Annotated in this window: 7 protein-coding genes and 1 tRNA gene; 6 read left to right on the forward strand and 2 right to left on the reverse strand. The window is 39.2% G+C overall.

The annotated features are described in order from the left end of the window. Position 1 precedes the first annotated feature (1 nt). Entirely contained in the window at positions 2 to 1054 is a 1053-nt protein-coding gene (gene rluD, locus QLG01_RS02440; protein ID WP_005303089.1) for a 23S rRNA pseudouridine(1911/1915/1917) synthase RluD, read from the reverse strand. A 71-nt stretch (positions 1055 to 1125) separates the two neighbouring features. Between rluD and QLG01_RS02445 the strand changes: the two genes are divergently transcribed. Further along, complete coding sequence (locus QLG01_RS02445; RefSeq protein ID WP_282495753.1) at positions 1126 to 2292, forward strand: outer membrane protein assembly factor BamD; 1167 nt, start codon at positions 1126 to 1128, stop codon at positions 2290 to 2292. 157 nt (positions 2293 to 2449) lie between these two features. Further along, complete coding sequence (locus QLG01_RS02450; protein ID WP_151989110.1) at positions 2450 to 4324, forward strand: DNA primase; 1875 nt, start codon at positions 2450 to 2452, stop codon at positions 4322 to 4324. Here the strand turns inward: QLG01_RS02450 and hemA are convergent. Continuing rightward, the gene (gene hemA / locus QLG01_RS02455; RefSeq protein ID WP_004794195.1) at positions 4321 to 5604 is read right to left on the reverse strand and encodes a glutamyl-tRNA reductase; all 1284 of its coding nucleotides are present in this window, start codon (positions 5602 to 5604) and stop codon (positions 4321 to 4323) included. The genes QLG01_RS02450 and hemA overlap by 4 nt on opposite strands. Positions 5605 to 5692: 88 nt before the next feature. Here hemA and QLG01_RS02460 point away from each other — a divergent pair, with 88 nt between their 5' ends. The 4 genes from QLG01_RS02460 to QLG01_RS02475 all read left to right on the forward strand — a co-directional run bounded on the left by QLG01_RS02460 (position 5693) and on the right by QLG01_RS02475 (position 8910). Then, positions 5693 to 7402: a tetratricopeptide repeat protein gene (locus QLG01_RS02460; RefSeq protein ID WP_023274311.1), complete on the forward strand. Its 1710-nt coding sequence runs from the start codon at positions 5693 to 5695 to the stop codon at positions 7400 to 7402. 4 nt (positions 7403 to 7406) lie between these two features. Then, positions 7407 to 7985, forward strand: a complete 579-nt coding sequence (gene lolB, locus QLG01_RS02465; RefSeq protein WP_003653326.1) for a lipoprotein insertase outer membrane protein LolB — start codon at positions 7407 to 7409, stop codon at positions 7983 to 7985. Positions 7986 to 8003: 18 nt separating this feature from the next. Continuing rightward, positions 8004 to 8837 carry a 4-(cytidine 5'-diphospho)-2-C-methyl-D-erythritol kinase gene (gene ispE / locus QLG01_RS02470; RefSeq protein WP_151989109.1) on the forward strand — a complete coding sequence of 278 codons (834 nt, stop codon included), beginning with the start codon at positions 8004 to 8006 and terminating at the stop codon, positions 8835 to 8837. After that, positions 8836 to 8910: transfer RNA gene (locus tag QLG01_RS02475), tRNA-Gln, on the forward strand. The genes ispE and QLG01_RS02475 overlap by 2 nt, the downstream gene beginning before the upstream one ends. Positions 8911 to 8988: the final 78 nt, after the last annotated feature.

Raw genomic sequence — 8988 nt, forward strand, 5'->3', positions numbered from 1 at the left:
CTTAATATGCAGCGTTTTCTGAACGTAACACATCTACTAAATGCGTAAAATCTTCAGGCCACGGCGCTTCAAATAGCATTTCTTCACCAGTACGAGGGTGTTTTAAGCCCAATTTAGCTGCATGCAATGCTTGGCGTTTAAAACCACGCAAAGTATCAATAAGTAATTCAGACGCCCCTGCAGGTACACGTACACGGTTCATATAAATCTGATCACCAATCAATCCATAGCCGATATAACTAAAATGGACACGAATCTGATGAGTTCGGCCTGTTTCAAGACGAGCTTGTACACGAGTAAAATCTTTAAAGCGTTCTTTTACATTGTAATGGGTCACAGCATCACGCCCGCCCGGTAAAATCGCCATTTTCACACGGTCAACAGGATGACGTTTGATCGGTTCATCAATAGTACCACCAGCAATAATATTTCCATAAACAACTAGGTCATATACACGGTAAACCGATTTATTTGCCAACTGTTTACTTAAAGAAAATTGTGCTTCAAGGCTCTTGGCAACGACTAACAAACCGCTTGTATCTTTATCAATACGATGCACTAAACCTGCGCGAGAAAGTTCCGACAATTTTGGGAAATGATAAAGCAATGCATTCACTAAAGTTCCAGAACTATTGCCTGCCCCTGGATGTACCACCATGCCTACTGGTTTATTAATGACTAAAATATCGTCATCTTCATAAACAATATTAAGTGGAATATTTTCAGGTTGACTTGTGGTCTGTGCTTCGAGCTCAACTTCGAGTGTAAGCAGCTCTGTCCCTTCACAACGGTGCTTCGGCTTGACAATGTTACCATTCACCAACAGATGGCCATCCTTCAACCATTGTTTAAGCTTTTCACGTGAAAACTCATTCCACACCAAGGCCGCAACCTGATCGATACGTTGTCCCAGATAGGTTTCATCTAACTGAACTTGCAACGATAAACGTGTTGCAGTTGTATCAGAAGTATGGTTATCTGCATCCTCAGAATCTTCAAGTAAATTGAAGTCGGTTTCAGATAAGTTTGTGTTTGAAGATTGTGCTGAAGTCATTTGATCATTGAGATAAAAGTGGTTTAATAGCGCAATTGTAGCTCATTGCCCAACATAACAGAGGAGTTTTTATGTCGCTACCACGTTATAAAATTACGATGCTTGCCTTATCTTTAGGTGTAGCGTCTGCATTTGTGGGCTGTAGCAGCAATCCAAGTAAAAAAGAAGTGGTCGATAGTGGCCCACAATCTAGTGAACAAGCTTACTTCGAAAAGGCCCAAAAGTCACTTGACCGTGGTCAATATCTTGATGCGACCAAGTCTTTAGAAGCAATCGATACTTATTATCCGACTGGACAATACGCACAACAAGCACAACTTGAACTTCTATATTCAAAATTTAAACAAAAAGATTATGAAGGCGCGATTGCCTTAGCAGAACGTTTTATTCGTTTAAATCCTCAACATCCAAATGTAGATTATGCTTACTATGTTCGTGCTGTATCGAATATGGAGCAAAACTACGACAGTTTGATGCGCTATACATCTCTGCAGCAATCTCATCGTGATGTGAGTTATTTAAAAGTTGCTTATCAGAACTTTGTTGATTTAATTCGTCGTTTCCCAAGTAGCCAATACTCTGTTGATGCTGCTCAGCGTATGAAGTTCATTGGGCAAGAACTTGCTGAAAATGAAATGACTGCTGCACGTTTTAACGTTAAACGTAAAGCTTGGATCGCAGCTGCTGAACGTTCGCAATGGGTAATTGAACACTATCCACAAACTCCTCAAGTTCCAGAAGCATTAGCGACTTTGGCATATAGCTATAACCAATTAGGTGATAAAGCGACTTCACAACAATATATTGAAGTTTTAAAGCTTAATTACCCTAACTTGGTGAAAAAAGACGGCACAGTTAACATGCGTGCTGCTCGTAAAGAAGGTAACTGGATTAACCGTGCGACTCTGGGTATTTTTGGCCGTGAATCTACGGCTGCAACTCCAGAAAGCACAGCTGAAGCAGAAGCTCCAAAACGTGGTTTCCTCAATCGCGTAAGCTTTGGTTTAATTGGTAATTCAGATAAAGAAGAAACTGAAGAACCAGAAAAAACAACTGTTGAAGCACCAAAGTCAGAGCGTAGTTGGACAAATCGTTTAAGCTTCGGTTTATTAGATAAACCTGAGCCACAACCAGCAGAAAATACAACTGTTGCTCCAGCTGCTGTTAGCTCTACAGATGTATCGACTGACACTCAGTCAGATGATGCAACGCAAGGTACTAGCGACACTGCTCAATAAGTTACAAATTTTAAAAAGCACCAATAAACAGGCAAGTGATACCACTTGCCTGTTTGTTTTTATAAAATATTAAAATATTTATTGTGTAGATCTTGCCTCATCATGTCAGAATATTCTGACTCACTCTCTCATCAGTTTTAATACGGTTATCTGAATTATGGCAATTCCACAACATACGATTGATCAGATTTTAGATCGCACAGATATTGTCGATCTGATTGGTCAACGTGTGAAACTGAAAAAGACGGGACGTACATATTCCGGCTGTTGCCCTTTTCATCAAGAAAAAACGCCATCGTTCCATGTCTATCGCGACAAGCAGTATTATCACTGCTTTGGTTGTCAGGCTAACGGGAACGCGATCCGTTTTCTTATGGACATTGATAACCGAAATTTTATAGATGTCATGAAGGAGTTATCGAGTAGCACTGGAGTCGAACTACCGAAAGATAATACTGAAAATAAAAAGCTGTCTTATACCCGTCAGGTTACGAAACCACCAGTTGCTAAAGCAAATACGGCGGAGCCTGTAACTCCAACTCCACAACAACCAACTGATGAAAGCTATAACACGCTTGAACCTGTATTTTTTGATGACCCATTTGCTCAGTTTGAGCAGCCTTTTAGTTTTGATGAACCAGTTCAAGAAGGTAATTTATATGACTTACTGGAAAATGTTGCTCAGTTCTATGAGCACCAATTACCTAATAGTCAAAAGGCAAAAAACTACTTTAAACAACGTGGCTTAACTAATCAGACTATTCAGTTTTGGCGCTTGGGCTATGCACCAGAAGACTGGCAACACTTAGAAAAAGCTTTTCCTTATGATATTGACGGTTTAAAACAGCTTGGACTTATTCGTTCAAGCGATAGTGGTCGTGATTTTGACTTATTACGTGACCGTGTAATTTTCCCGATTCGAGACCCTAAAGGCCGCGTCGTTGGTTTTGGTGGACGTGCCTTAAATGATGAAATCAAACCCAAATACATCAACTCACCTGACTCAGAGGTCTTTCACAAAAATCAGCTACTTTACGGGCTTTATGAGGGTAGAAAACTTAAGTCTAGCGACTGGTTAATGGTTGAAGGCTACATGGACGTCATTGCACTTCAGCAATATGGCATTACAGGAGCTGTTGCAACTTTAGGAACAGCAAGTAATACAGAACATCTTAATATTCTATTTAAACAAAATAGCCGAATTACCATTGCTTTTGACGGTGATGCTGCGGGCCAAAAAGCAGCACGCAGAACATTAGAAATTGCTTTACCACTTCTCAATGATGGCCGCGAACTCAAATTTTTTGTTCTACCAAATGACCACGATCCGGACTCTCTTATCCGTCGTGAAGGACTTGAAAATTTCCAGAAACTATTACAACAGGCCCCTCTTTTGTCTGATTTTGTGTTTGCCCATTTAACAGGTCAACACGACATTAGCACTCCTGAAGGCAAAAGCTTGGTCATGGGTGAACTCAGGGAACTAACTGAACTATTACCCAAACAGGGCTCTTTCCGTTATTTACTTAATCAATCTTTCCGTGAAAAACTCGGACTAGGTAAACGTTTTACCCCACAAGTTAGTCACGATGCATCGTTATCATTTAATATTCAAACGAAAGATGAAGACTTTGCTGTCGCAATTTTGATGCACCATCCATTCCTTTATATTCATTTTGAAGGATTACGTGCCTATATTCCCCAAGATGAGTTATTGGCTAAAATATTAGCAACTTTAAACCGTATATTTGATGAGTTGCCTGATGACCAAGAGCTAGCGACTTATTATGTTTTAGGTGCATGCAGCAATTATTGCCATGAAATTGCAGATATTATGCAAAGAACCAATATCCAGGCATTAACTCAAGCACCTGAAGTGGCTGACAAGTTAGCTCAAGAATACGCGTTAGGCTTAAAAGAAAGATATTTACGTCAAAAGCTTAAGTCACCGATTTCTCTGATTGAATCAAGAAATTTAAGACAGCAACTCAATGAACTCACAAAACAAATTAGTTTAAGACTGTTGTCTTAATGTTTTGGCTTACGCTCATGATCAAAAACATCCTGTAAATGCTGTTGTAGCCATTCTAAATAATCAGGATTTTCTGCCTTGGCAGCTTCGCGTAGCAAAATAGATGTCGGATGCATAAGCTTTTGCGTCAAACGATGTGCGAATTGCTGTAATACTTGTTCAGCATTTTCACCATGATGCAAAGCCTCTAATGCGTGCGTAAGCTCTTGTTGACTAATTTCTTCACTATGTTGGCGGTAAGCATGAATTGTGCTACCTGCCTCTTTAACTTTTTGATGAGTAATAAGCTGGGTAGCTAACTGATTAACCATGACTTCTGCTTCAACAGCTGCCTGACGTCGTTGAGCAAGATTTTCATCAATCACACTTTGTAAATCATCAACACCATACAAATAGACCCCATCAAGCGCTTCAACTTTAGGATCTATATCACGAGGCACTGCTAAATCAACCATTAACATTTGTTGATAGCGGCGTTTCTTTAATGCAGCCTTAACATCTGGATAAGCAATAACTTGATATAAACTACCAGTACAGCTAGACACAACATCAGCACGATATAAATTTTCAGCCAATGCTGAAAAATCAATAATTTCAACTTCAACTTGATGTGAAATCTCTTGAGCCAATTGGTCAGCACGCTCACGGCTACGGTTACAAATAATAATTTTGGCAACACCCATTTCAGCCAAATGTTTAGCAACTAAACTATTCATTTCACCTGCTGCAACGACCATTACAGTAAGTTTTTCGGGCTTACTAAAGACCTGTAAAGCTAATTGAGCTACTGCATACCCCATCGAAACGGCATGACTTCCTACCGCAGTTTCGGACCGTACACGTTTAGCAGCATAAAAAGCATATTCAAAAACACTGTTTAATTCAGGAGAAACCGTTTGAGCTTCTTTAGACAATGCTAAAGCACTTTTAACCTGCCCTAAAATTTGCGGCTCACCTAACATGAGAGAGTCAAGACCACTCGCTACTCGCATTAAATGTGTAATAGCCTGCGTGTTCTCGTAACGATAAACATGATGAATTAAGTGCTGTACATCAATATTATTGGCATCGGCTAACCATTTCAAAAGGCTTTCGGCATTTTCTGCCATGGCATACACTTCTGTGCGGTTACACGTCGAAACGACCACCAAATCCTTTAAGTTCTGGTGATGGTTTTGTTCGGCAAGCAAACGACTTAATCGCTCTGCATTGAAAGCAATTTTTTCGCGCAGTTCGACAGAAGCTGTTTGATGGTTGACACCCAATGCAAAGAAAGACATATCAGATCATCATTTCGCTAAATTTATGCTATTGTGCAACATCGGTGTCATAAAAAGCATTACTTTGGATCAATAAAAATTGCGTCAAATGAATAGCCGTATTAATTTTAACGGTGCTTCGATAAGACAGTATTCTACCACATTCTTATTGTTAGGTAGCATGTCCTCGCATGTCTATGCACGTCCTGTGCAAGAGACCTATACCGTGCATTCATTTGATCAGGCCTTAGAACAAACTATGGTCGCTGAATTTGCTCTGGCTTATGATGATATTCCTAACGCTTTGCACAATTACACAGTCCTCGCAATTAAAAGTAACTCTACCTCAATTAAACAACGAGCTTTAGACGTTGCTCTTGAATATAATGACTTACAAGCCGCTTTAAATATTGCTACACATTGGGTAGCTCAAGAGCCTAAAGATGTGCCGGCTTTATTCTATTTGTCACATATTGCTTTAAAAACACATGAATATCAGCTTGCCGCTGAAACATTAGATAAAATTTTAAAAATAGATCCGACTGCTGATTTAGAACAAATTTTAGCAAGTATTGCTCCAGAAAATGCTCAAGATCGAGATGTACTATTAACAGCTTTACGCTCTAGTGCTGAAAAAGATAACCCTTCTATTTTAGCACTCATCGCCAACTTAGAAGCCCAAAATGGCCAATTAGAATCTGCTCTAACCAACATTAACAAGGCATTACGCCGACGTCCTAAAGTGACGAGCTTTATTTTAATGAAAGCTAACCTGCTCATTGCTCTGAGCGATCAAGAAGGTGCGCTTAAATGGTATGCGAAGTCCAGCCGTAAATATAAGAAAAATTTAGACATTCGTTTAGCTGAAATCCGCTATCTCATACAAATCAATCAATCTCAGCTCGCGTTAGAAAAGCTAGAAAACGTTATAGAAGCTAATCCTAAAGCTGAAGAAGCATTGTTTATTGCAGGCTTAACCAGTATCGATTTAAAGCAATATGACAAAGCAGAACAATATCTTGTTGATCTACGAAACTCTGCAAAATATCAAAATGAAGCGTATTACTATTTAGCTATTAATGCAGAACGTAAACAACATTATGAAACCGCAAAAGCCTACTATCGTTTAGTTGATGGCAGCTTATACGTCGTTTCCAGACGCAATCTGATTGCAATATACGATAAACAAGAAAATTTACATGATGCTTTACGGTTCCTCACTCAAGAACGCGTAAATTATCCCCAACATGCAAGTTTCCTATATCAAGCTCAAGCTGAAATCTTAAAGAAAATGGGCAATAAAAAAGCTGCATTAAATTTATTAGATGAAGCGATAAAGAATTTACCCGATGATCCGGAACTCATTTACGCAGAAGTTTTATTACTTGATCCGTATACTGATCGAGATAAACTCGACAAAACATTAAAGCAATTATTACAACTTGAGCCTAACAGTCCAACTTACCTCAATGCATATGCTTATACATTAGCCCTGCAAAACCGTCGGCTAAAAGAAGCACGTCAATATGCAGAGCAAGCCTTAGAATATGCGCCGGAACAAGCTTCAATTCTTGATACGCTAGGCTATATCGCATTTTTGCAGAATGATTATGAAGCCGCGGCAGAGGCTTTAGGCAAAGCCTATGAACTTAGTCACAATATAAATATTGGCGTTCGTTATGCTAAAGCATTGTATATGCAAGGATCATTAACTCAATTTAGCGCTGTGTTACAACAACTGAAACAAAAACATGCCAATGATCCACAATTACAACAGCTTGATGCGTTAATTTTACCTACATCTGCAAAAAAGAGTTAAATATATGAGCAAATTTGCCCAACTGTGCACAGCGATCTGTGGATCAAGTGTATTATTTCTAACCGGTTGTCAGCATTTTACTCAACCAAAACCTGCGGTTACCCAGCAAGTTCAAGATGAAAAACACTTTAATTTACAAGGTAAAATCGGGGTTCGCACACCACAGCAAACTGGTAGTGCTTTTTTCACATGGGTTCAACAACAAGATAATTTTGATATTGAATTAAGCGGTATTTTAGGTGTAGGAAAAACCCAAATTCAGGGTAAACCCGGTGAAGTGAAGTTAAATAGTGCGAAAACTGGATTAATTACTGCTGCCTCTCCAGAAGAGCTTTTAGAGCGTGCAACTGGTTGGCAAGCACCAATTACTCATTTAACAAGTTGGATTTTGGCCAAACCTGCAACTTTAAGTGCTCAGATCAGTAAAGATAATGAAAATCGCGTAAACCAACTCATTGAAGATGGCTGGACTGTTAATTTTAGCTATGATGGCGAACAAACTTTGCCAAATAAACTGGTTTTAAAGCAAGCCCTTGCTGAAGATAAAGAAAACCGTATTACAATGGTCATCCAAAACCGCTAAGTCTAATTATATAAATCTATGATTCGAGTTCCTTCTCCAGCTAAGCTCAACCTGTTTTTGCATATTACAGGCCGACGCGAAAATGGTTATCACGAGTTACAAACTATTTTCCAACTTATTGATTTATATGACTGGATGATATTTACGCCGACTTTGGATGAACAAATCGAAATTGATGGATTGAGTGAAGTCAGACCTGAAGAAAACCTGATTTATCGGGCTGCTCAAATACTAAGACCTCATGCAAAAAAATTCTGCGGTCTACACATCAAAATTGAAAAAAATATTCCAATGGGTGCAGGTCTGGGCGGAGGTTCATCCAATGCTGCCACAACCCTGATTGTGTTAAATCAATTATGGGAATGTGGACTAAATCAAGAACAACTTGCGGACTATGGAGTGAAGCTTGGTGCCGATGTTCCTATTTTTATTTATGGTAAAAATGCATGGGCTGAAGGTATTGGTGAACATTTATCATTCATAGACTTAGATCAAAAACAGTTCATTATTTTAAAACCTGATTGTTTTATCAGCACTCAATTGCTTTTTTCACAAAAAACATTGACAAGAGACTCTAAGACCACTAAATTTTGCGCCTATCAGTTAGAACCTTCTAATTTTGGAAATAACTTTGAGCCATTAGCTCGGCAGTTATACCCTGAAGTAGAAGAAGCAATGCGATATTTAGACCAGTTTGGTCAAGCAAAGCTTACAGGTACAGGTGCTTGTGTTTTTATTGAAGTAACGAATGAAATGAATATTGATGAAATTCTTAACCATTCACCTTGTAAATCTTACTTGGTAAATAGTTTAAAAGAATCTCCTCTTAATCATTTTAAGGTTACACGTTAGGGGCGTCGCCAAGTGGTAAGGCACCGGGTTTTGATCTCGGCATCCGTTGGTTCGAATCCAGCCGCCCCTGCCAACCTCACCTGTAATGATGATTATATTAGGGGCGTCGCCAAGTGGTAAGGCACCGGGTTTTGATCTCGGCATCCGTTGG

Origin of the sequence: Acinetobacter sp. V89_4, from assembly GCF_029967875.1 — a bacterium.
GTDB lineage: Bacteria > Pseudomonadota > Gammaproteobacteria > Pseudomonadales > Moraxellaceae > Acinetobacter > Acinetobacter oleivorans.

Bases quoted from the DNA above. Each gene is read 5' to 3' on its own strand.
- QLG01_RS02460 (WP_023274311.1), top strand. From the start codon at position 5,693: ATGAATAGCCGTATTAATTTTAACGGTGCTTCGATAAGACAGTATTCT.
- ispE (WP_151989109.1), top strand. From the start codon at position 8,004: ATGATTCGAGTTCCTTCTCCAGCTAAGCTCAACCTGTTTTTGCATATT.
- lolB (WP_003653326.1), top strand. From the start codon at position 7,407: ATGAGCAAATTTGCCCAACTGTGCACAGCGATCTGTGGATCAAGTGTA.
- rluD (WP_005303089.1), bottom strand. From the start codon at position 1,054: ATGACTTCAGCACAATCTTCAAACACAAACTTATCTGAAACCGACTTC.
- QLG01_RS02445 (WP_282495753.1), top strand. From the start codon at position 1,126: ATGTCGCTACCACGTTATAAAATTACGATGCTTGCCTTATCTTTAGGT.
- hemA (WP_004794195.1), bottom strand. From the start codon at position 5,604: ATGTCTTTCTTTGCATTGGGTGTCAACCATCAAACAGCTTCTGTCGAA.
- QLG01_RS02450 (WP_151989110.1), top strand. From the start codon at position 2,450: ATGGCAATTCCACAACATACGATTGATCAGATTTTAGATCGCACAGAT.